Here is a 17701-nt window from a genome sequence, read left to right as displayed (position 1 = left end):
CCCGAGTTGACTGAGCGTGCCCCGGCAGGCTGAGCGCCGCCGGAATGGGCGAGCGGCGGGCGCGTTGAGAAGAGATATGACCGCAGCACTGCCCTCCGTCCGCTTCTCCATCCTGGACCGCTCGCGGGTGCGGCGCGGGCAGTCGCACCCGGCGGCGCTGCGCGAGACAGTCTCGTTCGCGCGGCTGGCCGAGGAGTGGGGCTATCACCGGTTCTGGGTGTCCGAGCATCACAGCGTGCCCGGCGTCGCCGGGTCGGCGCCCACCGTGCTCGCCGCTGCCGCGGCGGCCGCGAGCTCGCGCATCCGGATCGGCACCGGCGGGGTGATGCTGCCGAACCATCAGCCGCTGGTCGTCGCCGAGCAGTTCGGGGTGCTGGAATCGCTGTATCCCGGTCGCATCGATATGGGCCTCGGCCGGTCGGTCGGCTTCACCGACGGGGTCCGCCGCGCGCTGGGGCACGACAAAGCCGACGCCGACGATTTCGACGATCAGCTCGCCGCGGTGCTCGACTACTTCGCGCACGGCAGGCACGGCGTGCATGCGTGGCCCGCCGAGGGCCTGCGGGTGCCCGCGTTCCTGCTGGCCACCGGCTCCGGTGCGGATCGCGCCGCCCGATTCGGGCTGCCGCTGGTCGTCGCGGCGGTGGCCGGAACCGATCGGATGGTCGAGGCGATCGATCGGTACCGCGCGGGATTCCGCGAAACAGCCTGGGGGAGTGCGCCGTACGTGGTGGTGTCGGGAACGGTCCTGATCGCCGACAGCACCGAGGAGGCGCGACGGCTGCTGCTGCCCGAAGCCTGGGCAGGAGCTTGGTCGCGGACCCGAGGTGAATTCCCGGCCTTGCTGCCGCCGGAGGAGATCGAGTCGGCGCCGATGACCGAGCGCGAGCGTCGCATGGTCGCGGAATCGATGCGGGATCAGATCCACGGCACCGAGGACGAGGTCGCCGAGGCGCTCGAGCAGCTGGTCACGCGGACCGGAGCGGACGAGATCCTCGTGCACACCAGCACCTACGACCGCGTCGCGCGCCTCGAATCGCACCGGCGGCTGGCCCGGCTCACCGGTTTGCTTCCCGCGGCGGGGCGCAGGGCGGCTTAGCCGCAGACGCCTCGCGCTCGAACCGCGCCTCGGCGGCGGCGTACCCGAACAGCCGACGGCCCTCGCAGCGCAGGTCCACGGCCAGGGTGGCGGTGCGGTGGCGCCGGTCCAGCCCGGTGACCCGGCCGCGGAGGGCCAGGCGCACGCGGTGGCCGGGCCGGATCCGCAGGCCGTGGACGCCGGGTGCGACCTGGGTGCGCAGCCGGGTGAGGGCGGCGGGATCACCGAGCCAGTCGGTGAGATATCCGGTGGCGAGCCCGAGTTCGTACATCCCCGGCGCCTCCGCGCTCGACAGGCCGGTCACCGCGGCGTATTCCGCGAGGTCCGCCGCGGCGACCTCGAGCAGCTGGACCGGAAGTTCGTCGCCGACGCCGAGGGAAGCGAAATCAACTGCGGTGCACGGCATTCGGTCGGGTACGGGAGGTGGGGCCGTCTCGATCGGGTTCCGGTCGGCGAAGGTCTCCGCGACCGACGACGCGGCTGCTGCGGTGCGCGCCCGCCCGAGCAGCGTCGTCGTCCCGGTCTGCCGCGCGTGACCGTCCTGATCGACGAGCGCGCTCCGGATCGTGAGCACCTCGTAGTCGGAGAAGTATCGCGAGGATTCGACGTGCACCCGGCAGTCCAGGTGATCGCCCGCCACCAGTGGCCCGGCCAGGTCGAGCACGTGGTCGGCGTGCAGGACGCGCGCCGCTGCGGGGCCGGTACACGCGGCATCGAGCAATTCCCGGTGCACGTGGCCGAGGAATACCGCGGAGAAAGTCGGGGGAGCGACGAGGCCGGAGAAACCGAGTCGATGCGCGGCGTCCTCGCGCAGATGCGCCGGATGGAAATTGCGGACGGCGCGGGCGAATTCGCGAATTGTCGTGGAGCGCACCACACAGCGCGACGATGATCCGTTGCGAGACAGGGGTGTGACGAGGTCGTTCATATTTGCTCCCATATTGCTCGTCCGTCGAGGATCGTCGGTGGGTCAGGCGGGTGTGCCGAGAGGGGAAGCTGGCACGCGCTCGGAAAGACCGTGTCCAGCATGGTATCTCCAGTGATCGGCCATCGAGTGGCCCTCGATGGCGTTGAAACGTCGCTCCATGATTGCGCGGGATCGGCCCGATACCTCGTGATGGTGGCGATATCTGGAGATCTCATCGTTGGGCGACCGCCCGATTGGAGGGTTGCACGCCTGATCGGGAGGCATACCGGAAATTCGTACTGTGGCTCCGCTATCGATCCGGCGAAAGCCTGCCCGGCGCGGACTGTGCACGTTCCCTATGGCCGTGGCGAACGCTTCGTGAAGTGTCCAGATACCCGTTCGCAGTGTGGGTTTCGCCGTTCATCCGGTCCTAGCGTTGGCGCAGTTTCGGCCCCGCCGACCGACACGGCGGCGCTGCGAACCGAAGGACCCGCGAACGAGGGGACGACGTCGTTCCTACCGAAAGGCATTCGATGAAACGAAGTACCTGCGGCCGTGCGCTCGGCGCCGCGGCGGTGTCGATCGTCTCGGTGCTCGCCATGAGCTTCACCGGCGTAGCAGCCCAGGCCGACCCGGCGCCCGCGCCGACCGAACAGGCCCTTGCGGAGCTCATCGCCGCGGGCCGCGAGGCGACGCCGGTCGCCGGGCCGGGTGGGTCCGGTTCGGCGTGCACCTCCGGCAGCGGTGCGGGTTCGGGCAACGGCTCGGGTAACTGCTACGGCGGATCGGGAAGCAGCTCCGGATCGTCCGGCGGATTCGCCAGCGACACAGTCGGTTACGGCCCGTCGAAGACTTCCTGGGTCGAGGCGTTCGGCTACGGCTTGGCGAACCCCGACGTCGCCCCGCCCGGCGCCAACGACTGGAAATGCAAGCCGACGGCCGAACACCCGCGCCCCGTGGTGCTACTGCACGGCACCTGGATGAACGCCTACAACGGCTTCGCGTTCATGGGCCAGCCGATCAAGGACGCCGGTTTCTGCACCTTCACCTTCAACTACGGCCGCGCCAACCTGCTCGAGGGCGGCGGTCTCGGGTCGGTGCTGCCCGGCGTGATGGGCACCGGCTACATCCAGGACTCCGCCAAGCAGCTCGCCACCTTCGTCGACCGGGTGCTCGCGGCCACCGGCGCCTCGGAGGTCGACATCGTCGCCCATTCGCAGGGCGGCTCGATGGCCAACTGGTACACCAAGTTCGAGGGCGGCGCCGCCAAGGTGCAGAACCTGGTCACCTACGGCGCCACCCATCACGGCACCAGCCTGGACGGTATCGGTGCGCTGGGCCGGGCGATCAACAACCTCGGCATCGACATCCTGGGTTTCATCGAGATCTTCGTCGGGCATGCCGGCATCCAGCAGACGATCGGATCGGATTTCGTCGACAAGCTCAACGCGAACGGCGACACCGTGCCCGGCGTGGACTACACGATCGTGGGCACCCGCTACGACGAGGTCACCAACCCCTACGAGCTGACCTTCCTGCGAGCGGGCCCCGGCGCGACGGTGCACAACATCACCCTGCAGGACGGATGCGAGCAGGACCTCTCCGACCACCTCATGATGATGTACTCGCCGCGGGCGCTGTCGATCGCCTTGCGCACCTTGGATCCGGTGGGGCATCCGCAGCTCGAATGCGCGCCCAACCCCTGGCTGATCGGAGGTGGCGGCCGATGATCTGATGACCGGCCGGCGCTCGGGGATGGCAACCCGACGCCCGCCACCGCGCCCACCGAGCCGGTAACGCACGCACCGTCGCTCGGTGGGTTTCGGCTGTCCCGGCGTCCTCGGTCGTGCTCAGCGCTGTGCGCGCAGGTATTGGGTCCCGTCGTCGATGCCGAATTCGATCCACATAGGCAGGTGGTCGCTCATCCGGTAGGTGCGCCAGTCCTTGAAGCTGCGACCGGGACGTTCGGCGCGCTCGCCCGCGTAGTCGGCTTCCTGGTCGAGGGTGTAGACGTGGCGGTAGAAATCGAACACGCCCGCGCGACCCGTGGGTTGGAGGGCGGTGAGTTTCTCGTAATAGGCGATCTGGTCGTAGTGCCTGTCCTTGGCGACATTGCTGCCCGGAACCGCCTGCAGTTCGTCGGGGACCAGGAACCCGGCATCGGTGATCGCCCGCATGGTGACGTCACGACGGTTGAAGATGTTGAAATCGCCCAGTATCAGCACATTTCCCGGGCGCGGCGGCTGCCCGGGCTCGTATTGCGGGGCGCCCGACAGCCCGCGCGCGTTCTTCGCGATCAGCTTCGCCAGTGCGGTGATCTCCCGCAGTCGCCGCGGATCGTCGGCGGTGCCCGTGCCGTAGTAGATGTGCACGGTCGCCAGCGTCAGATACGCCCAGCCCGCGCGGAAACTCGCCACGTACGGCGACCGCGCGAACTGCACCACGTCGTCCGTCGCGCCCGCTGGCTCGGGCAACACCAGTTCCGCGGCGAGCCCGGTGAAATCCACCTTGCGCCGGTCGAACAGATACGCCATCCGTTCGGTGTTGCCCGATCGCCCCAGCGTCACATCGGTGACCAGGAAATCCCACCAACTCCCCAGATGCCGCCGGATTCGCTGGAGCGGATACAGCCCGTCGCGCACTTCCTGCACCGCCACCAGATCGAAGCGACTCATGATCTCGGCGAGATAGAAATACGACTCCAAGGGCCGGAAACCGTACTTGCCTGAGTCGAACTCGCGAATGTTCCACGTCGCCAGCAACAGCGAGTCGGTCGCCGACCGCGCGGGCACCTCCGCTGCCAACCCCTCCCGAAGCCGCAACAGCCCGTCGATCACGCGACCACGCGCTCCCGCGTCGGTGATGTGCTTCAAGTCGGTGTAGTTCGGCACAACGGCCTCCCCTCAGGGCGCCTCGGAACGACGAGGGCGTTCGGGCCGGGACACCGCGCGGGCTATGCCTGCGGTGCGTGCACCAGTCCGGCGCCGACGTCGGCCGGATCGGTATCGGGGGACAGGTCGTCGAAGCGAGCATCGCCGATCAGCTTCGCCTGCAGGAAGATCGGTGCGAGTTGCCCCTGAGCGGTGAGCTTCTCCGCCCACAGTGCCGCGACGCCCGCCGCGTGCGGAGTGGCCATGCTGGTACCGCTCATCGTCGCCGTACCCCCACCGACTCCGGCGCTGATCACCCCGACTCCCGGCGCTGACACCGTCGCCCGCGTGTTGGAGAAGGGCGCGACGGTGAGACGTCCGGGGGTGCCGCCGAGTGCGCCGACGGCGATGATGCCTGCCGCCGCGGCGGGCGGTGCGACACTGATCTCGAACGGCGGCCGCTTGTCCCTGCCGCTTTCGTTCCCGGTGGCGGCGACCACCGTGGGCTGTCCGACACCGGCGTTGAGGAATTCGATCAGCTTCTCGAAGAGCTTCACATTCGCCGTGTACGCGTCGAGCGCTGCCGATGTGGCCACGGGTATCGACACACCGCGCTCGTTGACGAGCTTCTCGACGAACCCGGGGAAGTCGATGCCCAGCGACATCGAGATCACGTGCGCGCCGTTGTCCCGCGCCCAGATCATCGCCTCGGCGAGCATGTCGCTTCCGCCGCCGTTCGGGCCGAGTACCTTGCCGATCAGCGCCCTGGTGATCCCCTTGGCGACGCCGATCCGGAGGCCGTTTACGTCGCGGCCGAAAATCGTTCCCGCACAGTGCGTGCCGTGGCCGTCCTTGTCGTTCGCGCTGCCGCCGCCGGTGAAGTCGTTGGTGATCAATTCGACGCCGGAGAAGGCCGAATGCGACGAGTCGATGCCCGTATCGAGGACCGCCACCGTGATCCCCGCGCCGGTGAAGGGCGAGGTGGTGGCTCCGACGGCCCTAACGCCCCAGGTCGCCCTGCCCGCCTCGGCGGCTTCGCCCGCCGCCCGTTCGGTCGGTTCGACGAGCTTCATGGGCATCGCGGGGCAGAAGCCGATCACGGTCGGATCGTTCACGACCGTGCGCAGCCGCTCGCCGCTCGCGCCTTCGTCGATATCGATCGTGATGTCAGCTCCCGCGTCCATGGGTATGGCCGCCGCGCCTGCGTTCAGGTCACGCAGCACCGAGCGCGCGGGCGCGCGGAGAACGACGAGCTTCTCTTCCGCGAGAAGATGCGCTTTTCGCTTGGTCATGATGGCTCCCCGAGTGGACGAGATGGGTGGTCGATGACGAAAAGCCTGGTACGTGCGGGCACGGAAGGCGCGAGTAGCCGACTACTCGTTTTCCGGCGCCGACGCCCTGATCCTCGACCTCGAGGACTCGGTGCCGCTCGCCGAGAAGGCCGAGGCCCGCGGTACCGTGGCTGCCACCATCGACCGCCTCCGCCGACGGCGTCCGTCGGCCGAGGGTGTCATCGCGCTGGCGGAGGCGATGTCGGCTCACGCGTGACGGGACAGGCCACACGGTCGGCAGGGGTGGGCGCACCGATCGCCCACCTCTGCTCGATCCGTCCGTAGCGCCATACCAGCAGCGCCGCCGCCCAGGTGGCGACGAACAGCCCGACCACGACATAGCCGAGGACGGTGAGGTCGAGTCCGGTGATCCAGCCCCAGAAACCGCCGGACCAGCCTCGTTGTTCGGCGAGCAGGCCGAGCAGTTCGACGGTGCCGACGAGCAGCGCCACCGTCACCGACAGCGCGGTGACGGTGATGTTGTAGTAGACCTTGCGGACGGGTTCGGCGAAGGCCCATCCGTAGGCGAAGTTCATGAACGTCCCGTCGACGGTGTCCAGCAGGCTCATTCCGGCGGCGAACAGGACGGGCAGGCAGAGGATCGCGTACCAGGGCAGCCCGGCGGCGGCGCTCGTTCCGGCGAGTACCAGCAGCGCGACCTCGGTGGCGGTGTCGAATCCGACTCCGAAGAGCAGGCCCACCGGGTACATCTGCCACGGTCTGGTGATCGCCTTCAGCACCGGCCCGAGGAATCGGTTCATGAATCCCCGTTTGTCGAGCTGGTTTTCGAGTTCCGCCGCGTCGTATTCCCCGGCCCGGGCGCGCCGCAGGACACGGATGACGCCGATCAGCACGGCGATGTTGACGATGGCGATGAGGTACAGGAACGTGCCGGAGACTGTGGTGCCGAACAGTCCGGTGTAGTGCTGCAACCCGGAGGACTCGTCCTCGACGGGGCCCGCGAGCGCCCTGATCCCGATCGACAACAGGAACGCGAGTCCGAACACGACGGTCGAATGGCCGAGCGAGAAGAAGAATCCCACCGAGAGCGGCCGCTGCCCGTCGCCCATCAGCTTGCGGGTGGTGTTGTCGATCGCGGCGATGTGATCGGCGTCGAAGGCGTGGCGCAAACCGAGCGCGTAGGCGGTCAGGCCGACACCGAGTCCGAGTGTCTGCCCGCCGATGTCGAGATTCCGCGGGACGACGAAGGCGATCAGGGTGATCCAGCCGATCAGATGCAATGCCGCGATCACGGCGAACATGCCTGCGACGCCGAACCATTCGGAGCGGGTCAGCGCGTGTCGTACGACGTCGAGGCGGGATCGTCCGGAGGAGCGAGTCATCGCGGCGCCACTACTTTCGGGACAGCCTGTCGTTCGTCACGCGCAGCTGGCGAGCCGTGCTGTCGGCGAGCACGTCGACTTGGTTCGCCTCCAGCGGTCCGCACAGCCGATCCCAGTGGAGCGCTATGAGATCGTGCGCGCGCACCTGCGGCGCGGGAGAGTAACCGTCGACCCACACCGGGATCTGCCGTGGCTGCGGCGCGGACAGCGCGAGCCGATGTCCGTCCCATTCCAGGCGGCGCGCCAGCACCGTGAGCTCGTCCCCGGTCCGGGCCGCGACCGCTGCCCAGGTGATGCGGCAGTTGTCGAGCACGCGCACGGAGTGTTCGTCGTGTCCTCGCCCGAGCAGCCGGGTCCACGGATAGACGCCGAAGACGTGGAAGCAGTGGTTGGCGGCGGCTTCGGGCGCCAGGTCCGGCGTCAGATGCGCCCAATAGTGACCGGCGACCGGCCCGATGACGGACAGGAGCTCCGCGAGGAACTCCGCCGAATCCAGGCCCGCGCCGATTCCGCCTCCGAGCCAATACGATTCGACGAGCCGACGGTCCAGCGGGTCGTCGATTCCGGTCAGCCGCGACATCACCCGAAGGTACGGCCACGCGCCGGAGAACTGGCGCGCCATCGCCCTGACCGCCGCGGGCGGCAGGGTGGCCATCGGTGCGGTCTCGGCGGGTCCGCAATAGCCGAGCGCGTTGGGCGCGTGGGCGTATCGGGCGAACATCTCGGTACCGTCGATGCCGCCCGCGTCGCGTCCGGTGCGCCCGCCGCCTTCCGTCGTCTCGGCTACCGGTGCCGGATCATGGCCCATGTCAACAGATTCGCGGCAGCTGCTCGCCGGCCGGGAGGTCGACCACGCGGGTGCCGCCCAGCGCCGTGCGGGCGACCACCATGCCCGGGTGCTCCTCCACGCAGACCCCGATCGCCTCGGCGCGTCCGCCCAGCGGGTGCCCGCGCATGGCCTCGAGGACCCGCTCGGCGTCCTCCGGCGCGACGAAGGCGATCAGTTTGCCCTCGTTCGCGACGTACAGGGGATCCAGGCCGAGTAGTCCGCAGGCATCGCGAACCGGCGCGGAGACGGGGATCTTCCGCTCGTCCAACGAGATGCCGACCTGCGCCACCCCCGCGATCTCGTTGAGCGTCGCGCCCACCCCGCCGCGCGTCGGATCCCGCAGCACGTGCACGTCGGCCCCGGTGGCCAGCATCGCCGCGACCAAGCCGTGCAACGGCGCGGTGTCGCTGCACACCGTGGTGCCGAACTCCAAGCCTTCGCGACAGCTCAGCACCGCCACGCCGTGCAGTCCGATCTCCCCGCTGACCAGGACCGCGTCGCCGGGCCGTGCGCGCTGCGGGCGGATGTCGACTCCGTCGTCGATCAGCCCGATACCCGCGGTGTTGACGTAGACGCCGTCGCCGTGGCCCGCGTCGACGACCTTGGTGTCGCCGGTGACCAGTTTGACGCCCGCCCCGAGGGCCGCGGTGCCCATGGCCGCCGCGATGCGGGCGATGTCGGCCAGCGCGGTGCCTTCCTCGAGAATGAACGCGGTCGACAGCACCATCGGCCTGGCGCCGGACATCGCCAGGTCGTTGACGGTGCCGTTGATGGCGAGCTCGCCGATCGAACCGCCGGGAAACTCCATCGGCTTCACCACGAACGAATCGGTGGTGAACGCCAACCGGGCGCCGCCGAGCGTGACGACCGCCGAATCGCCGAACCCCGCTTCGGCCGCCGACCCGAACGCGGGCAGGAACAGATGCTCGATCAGTTCGCCCGACATCGCCCCGCCTCCGCCGTGCCCCATCACGATGGTGGGCGAATCCCGCAGCGGCATCGGACAGACCCAGCCGTCCATGTCGATGGCCGCGGGCGGCTCGGTCTCGTCAAGCATGAGCGGCCTCCGCGGGTAGGTCGAGTCGCCGGTACAGGTAGTAGGCGGCGCACGCGCCCTCGGACGAGACCATGGTGGCGCCCAAGGGATTCCGTGGCGTGCACTGCTTGCCGAAGGCGGCGCATTCGTGCGGCTTGATCAAGCCCTGCAGCACCTCGCCGGACCGGCAGATCGAGGATTCCTCGGTGTGCAGATCGTCGACGGAGAATCGCTGCTCGGCGTCGTACTCGCGGTAGCGCTCGGACAGCCGCCAGCCGCTGCCGGGAATGACGCCGATACCGCGCCAGGCCCGGTCGGTGCGCTCGAAGACGTCCTCGAGCATCGCCTTGGCGGCCGGGTTGCCCGCCGCAGCCACCGCGCGCGGATAGGCGTTCTCCACCTCGTGCCGCCCGGACTCCAGCTGGATCACCGTCCGGCGGATGCCCTCCAGGATGTCGAGCGGTTCGAAACCGGTGACCACCACGGGAACCCGATACTTCTCGGCCAGCGGCGGGTACTCGCCGGTGCCCATCACGGTGCACACGTGACCGGCGGCGAGGAACGCCTGCACCCGGCAGGCGGGCGATTCCATGATCGCCGCGATGGCCGGTGGCACCAGCACGTGCGAGACCAGCAGCGAGAAGTTGGGCACGCCGAGCCGTTTGGCCTGATACACGGTCATGGCGTTGGCGGGCGCGGTGGTCTCGAAGCCGATGCCGAAGAACACCACCTGCCGGTCCGGGTTCGCGCGAGCCAGTTCGAGCGCGTCGAGCGGTGAGTAGACCACGCGCACGTCGCCGCCTTCGCTCTTGACCCGGAACAGGTCCTTGGAACTGCCGGGCACGCGCAGCATGTCGCCGAACGAGCAGAAGATCACGCCCGGCCGCGCGGCGATCTCGAGCGCCTTGTCGATCACCTCGAGCGGTGTGACGCAGACCGGGCAGCCGGGGCCGTGGATCATCTCGATCTGGTCGGGCAGCAGCTGATCGATCCCGTGCCGGATGATCGAATGCGTCTGTCCGCCACAGACCTCCATGATCGACCAGCGTCTGGTCGTGACGGCGCGTATCCGGTCGAGCAGGCCTTTGGCGAGCTGGGGATCGCTGAATTCGTCGAGGTATTTCACGACGTCACCTCCGGATCGTCTCGCTGTGGGGTCGTTTCGGGATTCTCGACTCCGGCCTGCTTCGCGGCGATGGCGAAACCGTCGCCGAACTCCTCGTTGAGCACACCGAGGTGTTCGAATTCGGCCAGGGTCTGCAGCGCGGACTGCTCGTCCAGGCGCTGGATCGCGAATCCGACGTGGACGACGACGTAGTCACCGACCGCCGCGTCCGGTATGTATTGCAGGCATACGTCTTTGTGCACGCCGCCGAAGTCGACGACCGACATCATCGTGCCGTCTCGCTCGTGCAGGCTGAGCACCTTTCCGGGAACCGCCAGGCACATCGTCGCTTCTCCTTCCGCTCATCCCGCTCCGATGGCGAGTAGCTGGCCGAACGCGAGGCCGCCGTCGTTCGGCGGCAGCCTGCGATGACACAGGACTTGAAAGCCGTTCTCCCGCAGCAATCTCCGCGTCGCGGAGAACAGCAGCGCGTTCTGGAACACCCCGCCCGACAGGGCGACCGGCAGCGACGCCGTTCCGTATTCGACGGCGAGGGCCAGAATCAGGCGCGCGACCGCCGCGTGGAAGCGCGCGCCGATGACATCGGCCGGTACCCCGGCCCGCACATCGGCCACGACCGCGGTGATCACCGGCGCGGGGTCGATCGCGGTGACGCCGCGGTCGCGCGGGGCATCGATCGCCGGGACAGCGAACTCGTAGAGCCCTGTTCCGGGATCCGCACCGCGGGACAACCCCTCCAACTCGATTGCCGCTTGGGCCTCGTAATCCACTTCGTGGCGCACCCCGGCCAGCGAGGAGACCGCATCGAAGAGCCTGCCCATGCTCGAGGTCGGGACACATCCGAAACCGGTGTCCAACTGGTGCGCCAGCACCTTTCGCTCCCCGGCCGGGCACGCACGCACCGAGGGGATGTCCTCGGTCCAGTCGATGCCCGCGGCGCGCAAGTGCGCCAGGGCCATGCGGTAGGGCCGCCGGACGCTCAGGTCGCCACCGGCGAGGGGGACGTAGCGCAGATGAGCGAGCCGCCGGTATCCCTTGTAGCCAGCGGCGAGGACCTCGGCGCCCCAGATCGCCCCGTCCGGCCCGAACCCGGTGCCGTCGAAGGCGATTCCGAGCACGGTCGCGGCGGGGTCGAGACCGTTCTCGCCCATCACCGCGGCGATGTGGGCGTGATGATGCTGCACCGTCCGTAACGGACGCCCGTCCGCGTGCTGCTCGGCCCACGCGGTGGATCGATACCGTGGATGGGCGTCGGCGGCCAGCTGGATCGGCCGCACGGCGGTGAGCTCCTCGAGATGCCGCTCGGCCTCGGTGAACGCGCGCAGCGTCGCCAGGTCGTCCATGTCGCCGATGTGCTGGCTCAGCCACGCGTAGCGACCGTCGGCCACCGCGCAGGTGTTCTTCAGATCGGCGCCGACCGCGAGGGTGGGCGGCATCGGCGCGGGCAACGCGAGAGGTAATGGCGCGTATCCGCGGGAGCGGCGCACGGGTAGTTCGACGCCGTCGACCAGCCGCACCACCGAATCGTCACAGGGCACGATGATGCGCCGGTTGTGCGACAGCCACGCGTCGGCGAGGCCGACGAGACGTTCGCGCGCGTCGGCGTCGTCGTGACAGATCGGTTCGCCGCCGAGGTTTCCCGAGGTCATCACCAATGCCCGCGGTCCTGGCGGATCACCGGGCAGCCCGAACAACAGCAGGTGCAGCGGTGAGTAGGCGATCATCACACCGAGATCGGGATTACGCGGGGCCACCGACGGAGCCGGGGCCGGGATTGCTTCGGAGACAGGTGATTTCGCATCGGTCCGGCGGCGCGGCAGCAGGACGATCGGCCGGGCGGGGCCGGTCAGCAAGCCGGCGGCGGTGTCGTCGACCTCGACGATCGCGCGCGCGGTCGCCAAGTCCGGCGCCATGATCGCGAACGGTTTGTCGCCGCGCCGCTTCCGGCGGCGCAGCTCGGCCACGGCGTCCTCGTTCGCCGCGTCGCAGGCCAGGTGATATCCGCCGATGCCTTTGACCGCGAGAATTCCACTGCGGCGCAACAACTCTCGTGCCGCGGCGATCGGCTCCCCCGCGCCCGGACCGGTATAGCCGAGGGTCGGGCCGCAGCCGGGACAGGCGATCGGCTGCGCGTGGAAACGACGATCCGCGGGATCGGCGTATTCGCGAGCGCACGCGTCGCACATGGGGAACTCGGCCATCGACGTCCGGTCGCGGTCGTAGGGCAGGCTCGCGATGATGGTGAATCGGGGGCCGCAGTTGGTGCAGTTCACGAAGGGGTGCCGGTAGCGGCGGTTGGCCGGATCGCGGAGTTCGTCGGCGCATTCGGCGCAGATCGCCACATCCGGTGAGGCCAGCGTGCGTCCGCCGCCGTCGCGGGTGGTGTCGGCGATGTGGAAACCGGTGCCGCCGCGCACCGGCGTCTCGGTCGATTCGAGGGATTCGACGACGGCCAGTGGCGGCGGGTGCCAGCGGACGCGGCGCTCGAACTCGTCCAGATCCCGTGCGGCGCCCTCGACCTCGATGACGACCCCGGAGCTGTCGTTGGACACGCGGCCGGTCAGCGACAGCTCGGCCGCCGTCGTATAGACGAACGGCCGGAATCCGACGCCCTGCACCACGCCGCGGACCAGGATCCGCCGCCGGGTCCGCATCACGGCTCCTCCCCGCGCCCGAGCAAGTTCAGACCCGCGAGCGCCTCGGCCGCGCCCGCCTCGTCGGTCTTCTCGACCGCGAAACCCATATGGATGATCACCCAGTCGCCCGCGCCGACCGAGCCCTCGTCGAGCATGCCGATGTTCACTTTGCGCGTCTCACCCGAGACGTCGACCAGGGCGATCTGACCGTGGTAGCCCTCGGCCAGTTGCACGACCCGGCCCGGAATTCCGAGGCACATCGGTCACACCTCCTGTCGATCGAGCAGCTCCGCCACGACCGAATCGACGGCGCTGGCCGCGGGCGCGAGCGCCGCCTCGACCGGATCGGTGAGACCGATCCCCTCCGCCACCGAGACGACCTGGCAGCCGACGATCACCGTGCGTGGCACCGTGCCGCCGAGCGTCCTGACCATCGAGAACACGGCCTCGGGGTTCATGGCGTGGGCGTCGAGCTGGGTGAGGGGGTCGTTCGTCTCGTCGGCGCGGAACACCTCGACCCGGCCGGGAGCGCCCCGATCGGGTAGCGCGTCGACGAGCACCAGCGCGTCCCAGTCGTCGAGCAGGTCGTAGGCGAGGTGCATGCCTCGGATCCCGTAGTCGGTGATGCGCACGCTCGGCTCACGGTGGGGCGGCAGTCGCCGCACCACCGCGGGGCCGAATCCGTCGTCGCTCAGGAAGATGTTCCCGATCCCGGCGACCAGCACCTTTGTCGTCTCACCCCTCCTTTACCCGGTCGGCGCCGTCGCGCCACCGACTTCGGTGGCGCCCACGTCGCCGGTGGCAGTCTCGTCCGGTCGATGTGTCCTCCCGATCGCTACATGTGGCGGATCTTCAGATACCGCCGGATATCCGGTATCGACCGCAGCCCGATGAGGGCGAACACCGCGGCGATCGCCGCGAGGATGACGACCGCGATCACTCCTACCGTTTCCATGGCCGACCCTTCCTTTCATTTCCGTTGGTCTTGCTCGGACGGTCTGTCCAGCGGCTCGATCTCGTCGGGCGCGAAGTAGAGGTAACGGCCGTACCACTCGTGCAGGTCGGCGGCGGGGTCGTTGTCGATGACCACCCCGACGTGCACGTCGCCGTCGACGTCTTCGTGCACCGACACCACCCGTGCCGTCTCGCCGTCGTAGAACAGGTCGTGGGCGTCGGCGCGCCGGGACGGATGCAGACGGACCCGGCTGCCACGGTGTACCAGCACGCCCGCGACGACGACGGCGTCGGATTCGGGTCGGACGGCGTTGTCGGCCGAGGGATCCCACCAGTCGACACCGTCGGGAACCTCGGGAAGCACACGTGGCCGGTCCGCGGGCTCGCGCAGCACCCCGTGCAGCCGATCCAGCTGCTCGGGAGTGGTGGCGTCGCAGCGGTCGACGATCCGCGCGGCCAGTGGATCGGTGGCGCGCGCCTGGTCCTTCTCCTCGTCGGTCAGGGTCATCACGCGCAGCGTCAGGATCTCGTCGATCTCGGTCGAGTCGAACAGCGGACCCTCGCTCTGTTCGGCGATCTGCGGGTGGTCGTAGAGGATGATCGGCGAGACGAGCAGCAGGCTCCGGTCACCATCCGGCCCGGCGAGGACCGGGAAGCATCGGTGGTGGCCGCACTGCTCGGCGGCCGCGGCCGCTTCCGGCGGCGGCTCCAGCAAGGACACGAACTCGCCGCCCTCCAGCTCCGCGATCACGTGAGCGCCGAGCAACGAGCGCGCGAGCGCGTCCTGCTTGTCCCGGGGCGCGGCGGCGATATTGCGCACCGTGATCGTCACGCGGCGGCAGCCCGCCACGTGGTCGACCGACAGCTCGAGCAGGCCGTCGATCGGCTCGCGGGTGCGAACGAGCCTGCCCGCGTGAGCGCCCGCGGCATCGTGCACGTCCTCGACATCGACACCGCCCGCGACGTGCACCCGAAACACCGTGTGCTCCAACGGCATCGGTCCGTAGTCGATCTCGTGTTCCACGGCCTCGTCCCAGCTCACCAAGGTGCGGCCGTCGACGTCGAGCTCGGCGACCGGACTGCCGTGCCGGTCTTCGACCGTGCGCCGCTGCAATTGCAGGAACCGGACGGCGAGGCCGAGCGTGGCGGCGTCGCCCGCGACGACGGGGAACTGCGCCCGCAGCATCGGGTCCTCGCCGAGCCCGGCCTCGGCGGCGCCCTCCGGGCCAAGTACGCCGAATTGCCAGCGGCACTGGTTCTTTCGAGAGTTCGCCCGATACGGGTACAGCAGGTATCCCTCGTACAGCACCGCGTCGGCGACCGCGCGTGCCCTTGCGCGCGCGGACCGGACAGATCGTCCCGTGGTCATGTCGCGTCCCGAGCGGTCGTGAGGAGTTTGGTCACCGCGTCGTCGTAGCCGAGCAGGCCGCGTTCGGATTTGTAGGCCGACAAGGCGTCGAGCGTCTCGCGGGACAAGCGGATCCAGTCGGAGTTGGGGAAGTGCGCGGCCATCAGGTCGTGCCACACCGAGACCGGCATGTCGAAGGTGTCCTCGCGATCCCACGGCACCTGCTGCACCGCGAAACCGCCCTCGCCCCTGATGAATACGGTGCCGCTGAACAGAAACCGCAGCGGCACCGTGCCGTCGCGCAACGCGTGCAGGTACTTCGATCCCGCGACCTCGAAGTCGTAGGTGCACTGCATCGGCAGATCCACTTCCGCGCCCCCGGTGAAGCCAGGAATCGTTGTCGCGCAGTGCATCCAGAGAAAGGTGCGCTGCGTGTCCTCCCATCGTTCGCGCGTGCCGAAGAGGTCCGTCAGCCCGGCTGCTTCCTCGTCGGTGTAGGAACGGCGGCGCGGTTCGATCCTGACCTGCGCCCGCAGCGCGATGGCGTGCACGGGCTCCTCGGCCAGCGCCGCGATGCCGACGCGCGCCGACAGTATCGGCGTCACCGCGTACGGCTCGGGCTTGATGCCGAGCACGGCGAAGGTGATCGAATAGGCCGGGCTCATCGCGCACCGCCCGTTCGCGCCCGCGCCGTCATCGTGGCGAAGAACTCCTCGATGTACCGGTGCGCCTCTTGGCCGCCGTCGAATCCGCGCCACAGCAGCCGCATCCGGCCGACGAACTCGTAGCACGCATCGATGGGCAACAGCAGACAGGCGCCGGGACCGCCGCGGTGCGGCATCCGGATCAGCAGCGCCTCGACATCGTCGGCCGCGACGTCGAGCTGCGGGTGGCGCTCCAGGATCGCGTGCCACCGCGGCAACGGAAGTTCGGACTCGGTCGCGCCTGCCGGGCCGGGATAGAAGGCGACGGTGCGCCCGAGCGAGGAGTTGCGGAAGAAGAAGGCCAGTCCGACCGGGATCTCGAGTCCGTCCCACTCCGCTTGGTCGACGACCACGTCCGGGAACGCCAGGTAGCGATCCGGCACCGCCCGATAACGCAGGTCCGCCGCGCTGTCGGTGAACAGCAGATAGCAGCCGCGGCATACGCACATGAGCTGCCTGCCCTCGATGCTCACCACGTGCTGGTGCGGCTCATGAATGGGTTCGGCGCACATCTCGCAACGCTCACCGGCCGGGACCGGAGTCGGTCGCGGCGCGGTGAGACGTCGCAGCACGCCGAACGGGGACGTCATCCGGCCACCTCCGCCGGAATCGCCACCGACAGCTCGCCCGATCGCACCAGCACCGGCAACGGTTCGAGGTGCCCGTCGCCGTCGACGCGCGCGCCTGCGTGGACCGCGTCGAAATGCGCCCCGCACGACGGACACCGCAGCACGGCGTCGCCCACGGGGAAGCCGAGGCGGCGATGCAGCGCCGCGCCAGCCATGGAACCGTCGCAGGCCGCACACCGGTCGCGGTAGACGAACAGCTCGTCACCGACCCGGCAGGCCAGCACCGCGACCCCGGCCACCGCGAATCCGCCGACTTCACCCGGCCCGATCTCGTCGAGCTCGGGCACGGCGATCCAGCTGCCCTGGTGCTGACTGTGCACGCGCGTGAACAACGACTCCGCCGCGATCACGCCCGAGCCGGACGCCGGTTCGGCCGCGACCACTTCGATCGCCGTGATCTCCGGCGCCGCGGCGCGCACCGCGTCTTCCACGGCCAGCTCCAACGTCACCGACGACGACGGGCAGCTGCGGCAGCTGCCCGCGAACTCGAGTTGCACGACACCGTCCTCGATGCCGCGCAGCTCGACGTCGCCACCATGGGAGCCGAGGTAGGGCCGCACACTGTCGAGCGCGGCGCGCACCCGTGTCGTCACGTCGTGCGGATGCAGTCCGTGCACCAACAGCAGGCTCGCGACCAGGTCGTCTCCGGTGAGCCGTTCGATCGCCGCGTCGTCGAGCAGGTCGATGATGCGCTCCAGGCCCGCGCCGTAGAGGTCGGCGACCTCGCGGACCAGTTGCTCGGCCCGCTCCCTGGCCGCGACGCCGCCCACGGAGCTCGATTCGAGCAGGGTCTCGATGCGCTCGCCTGCGTCACGCCAGCGAGCGTCATCGAGTGCTGCCCCGTCGTGTCCGTTCACAGTGCCCATCTCTTCTCGCGGGCGCGTCATCG

Annotated in this window: 19 protein-coding genes; 3 read left to right on the top strand and 16 right to left on the bottom strand. The window is 69.3% G+C overall.

The genetic code is table 11. From position 1 onward, the window contains the following. Positions 1-76: 76 nt before the first annotated feature. The gene (locus AC3EO7_RS29015) at positions 77-1099 is read left to right on the top strand and encodes an LLM class flavin-dependent oxidoreductase (protein WP_435592965.1); all 1023 of its coding nucleotides are present in this window, start codon (positions 77-79) and stop codon (positions 1097-1099) included. Here AC3EO7_RS29015 and AC3EO7_RS29010 read toward each other — a convergent pair. Beyond that, positions 1059-2027, bottom strand: a complete 969-nt coding sequence (locus AC3EO7_RS29010) for an FAS1-like dehydratase domain-containing protein (RefSeq protein ID WP_435592964.1) — start codon at positions 2025-2027, stop codon at positions 1059-1061. The genes AC3EO7_RS29015 and AC3EO7_RS29010 overlap by 41 nt on opposite strands. Positions 2028-2539: 512 nt before the next feature. On the opposite strand from AC3EO7_RS29010, the gene AC3EO7_RS29005 reads away from it, so the two are divergent. After that, positions 2540-3736, top strand: a complete 1197-nt coding sequence (locus AC3EO7_RS29005; RefSeq protein ID WP_435592963.1) for an esterase/lipase family protein — start codon at positions 2540-2542, stop codon at positions 3734-3736. A 120-nt stretch (positions 3737-3856) separates the two neighbouring features. Here the strand turns inward: AC3EO7_RS29005 and AC3EO7_RS29000 are convergent, their stop codons facing one another. Together AC3EO7_RS29000 and AC3EO7_RS28995 are read right to left on the bottom strand one after the other, a co-directional pair. Further along, positions 3857-4897, bottom strand: a complete 1041-nt coding sequence (locus AC3EO7_RS29000) for an endonuclease/exonuclease/phosphatase family protein (protein ID WP_435592962.1) — start codon at positions 4895-4897, stop codon at positions 3857-3859. Positions 4898-4959: 62 nt separating this feature from the next. Then, entirely contained in the window at positions 4960-6168 is a 1209-nt protein-coding gene (locus tag AC3EO7_RS28995; protein WP_431971738.1) for a S8 family peptidase, read from the bottom strand. Between the two features lie 52 nt (positions 6169-6220). Between AC3EO7_RS28995 and AC3EO7_RS28990 the strand changes: the two genes are divergently transcribed. Then, the gene (locus AC3EO7_RS28990; RefSeq protein WP_431971739.1) at positions 6221-6424 is read left to right on the top strand and encodes an aldolase/citrate lyase family protein; all 204 of its coding nucleotides are present in this window, start codon (positions 6221-6223) and stop codon (positions 6422-6424) included. Here the strand turns inward: AC3EO7_RS28990 and nicT are convergent. The 13 genes from nicT to AC3EO7_RS28925 form a co-directional block, all read right to left on the bottom strand. Continuing rightward, complete coding sequence (gene nicT, locus AC3EO7_RS28985) at positions 6387-7550, bottom strand: Nickel transporter NicT (protein WP_435592961.1); 1164 nt, start codon at positions 7548-7550, stop codon at positions 6387-6389. The two genes, AC3EO7_RS28990 and nicT, sit on opposite strands and share 38 nt — an antisense overlap. 10 nt (positions 7551-7560) lie before the next feature. Next, positions 7561-8271, bottom strand: a complete 711-nt coding sequence (locus tag AC3EO7_RS28980; protein ID WP_435592972.1) for a DUF6390 family protein — start codon at positions 8269-8271, stop codon at positions 7561-7563. Positions 8272-8359: 88 nt separating this feature from the next. After that, positions 8360-9436: a hydrogenase expression/formation protein HypE gene (gene hypE / locus AC3EO7_RS28975; RefSeq protein ID WP_435592960.1), complete on the bottom strand. Its 1077-nt coding sequence runs from the start codon at positions 9434-9436 to the stop codon at positions 8360-8362. Then, positions 9429-10541, bottom strand: coding sequence for a hydrogenase formation protein HypD (gene hypD, locus AC3EO7_RS28970; protein ID WP_431971742.1), 1113 nt, complete (start codon positions 10539-10541; stop codon positions 9429-9431). Before hypD ends, hypE begins: the two co-directional genes overlap by 8 nt. Beyond that, positions 10538-10864, bottom strand: a complete 327-nt coding sequence (locus AC3EO7_RS28965; protein ID WP_431971743.1) for a HypC/HybG/HupF family hydrogenase formation chaperone — start codon at positions 10862-10864, stop codon at positions 10538-10540. Before AC3EO7_RS28965 ends, hypD begins: the two co-directional genes overlap by 4 nt. Before the next feature lie 18 nt (positions 10865-10882). After that, on the bottom strand, positions 10883-13195 hold the full coding sequence (hypF, locus tag AC3EO7_RS28960; RefSeq protein WP_435592959.1) for a carbamoyltransferase HypF: 2313 nt from the start codon (positions 13193-13195) through the stop codon (positions 10883-10885). Further along, entirely contained in the window at positions 13195-13437 is a 243-nt protein-coding gene (locus tag AC3EO7_RS28955; protein WP_431971745.1) for a HypC/HybG/HupF family hydrogenase formation chaperone, read from the bottom strand. The genes hypF and AC3EO7_RS28955 overlap by 1 nt, the downstream gene beginning before the upstream one ends. Positions 13438-13440: 3 nt before the next feature. Further along, positions 13441-13902 (bottom strand): hydrogenase maturation protease, encoded by a 462-nt coding sequence (locus AC3EO7_RS28950; protein ID WP_435592958.1) that lies wholly within the window; start codon positions 13900-13902, stop codon positions 13441-13443. A gap of 110 nt (positions 13903-14012) precedes the next feature. Next, positions 14013-14132 (bottom strand): DUF6893 family small protein, encoded by a 120-nt coding sequence (locus tag AC3EO7_RS28945; protein WP_431971747.1) that lies wholly within the window; start codon positions 14130-14132, stop codon positions 14013-14015. A gap of 15 nt (positions 14133-14147) precedes the next feature. Beyond that, a complete protein-coding gene (locus AC3EO7_RS28940) occupies positions 14148-15500 on the bottom strand; it encodes a hypothetical protein (protein WP_435592957.1) in 1353 nt (450 codons plus the stop codon). Continuing rightward, positions 15497-16144, bottom strand: a complete 648-nt coding sequence (locus tag AC3EO7_RS28935) for a DUF6084 family protein (protein WP_431971749.1) — start codon at positions 16142-16144, stop codon at positions 15497-15499. The genes AC3EO7_RS28940 and AC3EO7_RS28935 overlap by 4 nt, the downstream gene beginning before the upstream one ends. Next, positions 16141-16773 (bottom strand): DUF5947 family protein, encoded by a 633-nt coding sequence (locus tag AC3EO7_RS28930; protein ID WP_431971750.1) that lies wholly within the window; start codon positions 16771-16773, stop codon positions 16141-16143. The genes AC3EO7_RS28935 and AC3EO7_RS28930 overlap by 4 nt, the downstream gene beginning before the upstream one ends. After that, on the bottom strand, positions 16770-17699 hold the full coding sequence (locus AC3EO7_RS28925; RefSeq protein WP_431971751.1) for a NifU family protein: 930 nt from the start codon (positions 17697-17699) through the stop codon (positions 16770-16772). Before AC3EO7_RS28925 ends, AC3EO7_RS28930 begins: the two co-directional genes overlap by 4 nt. Between the last annotated feature and the right edge of the window lie 2 nt (positions 17700-17701).

The organism is Nocardia sp. bgisy118, from assembly GCF_057708605.1.
Note: the sequence above shows the minus strand (reverse complement) of the source record. Positions and strands in the feature narration are given on the sequence as shown.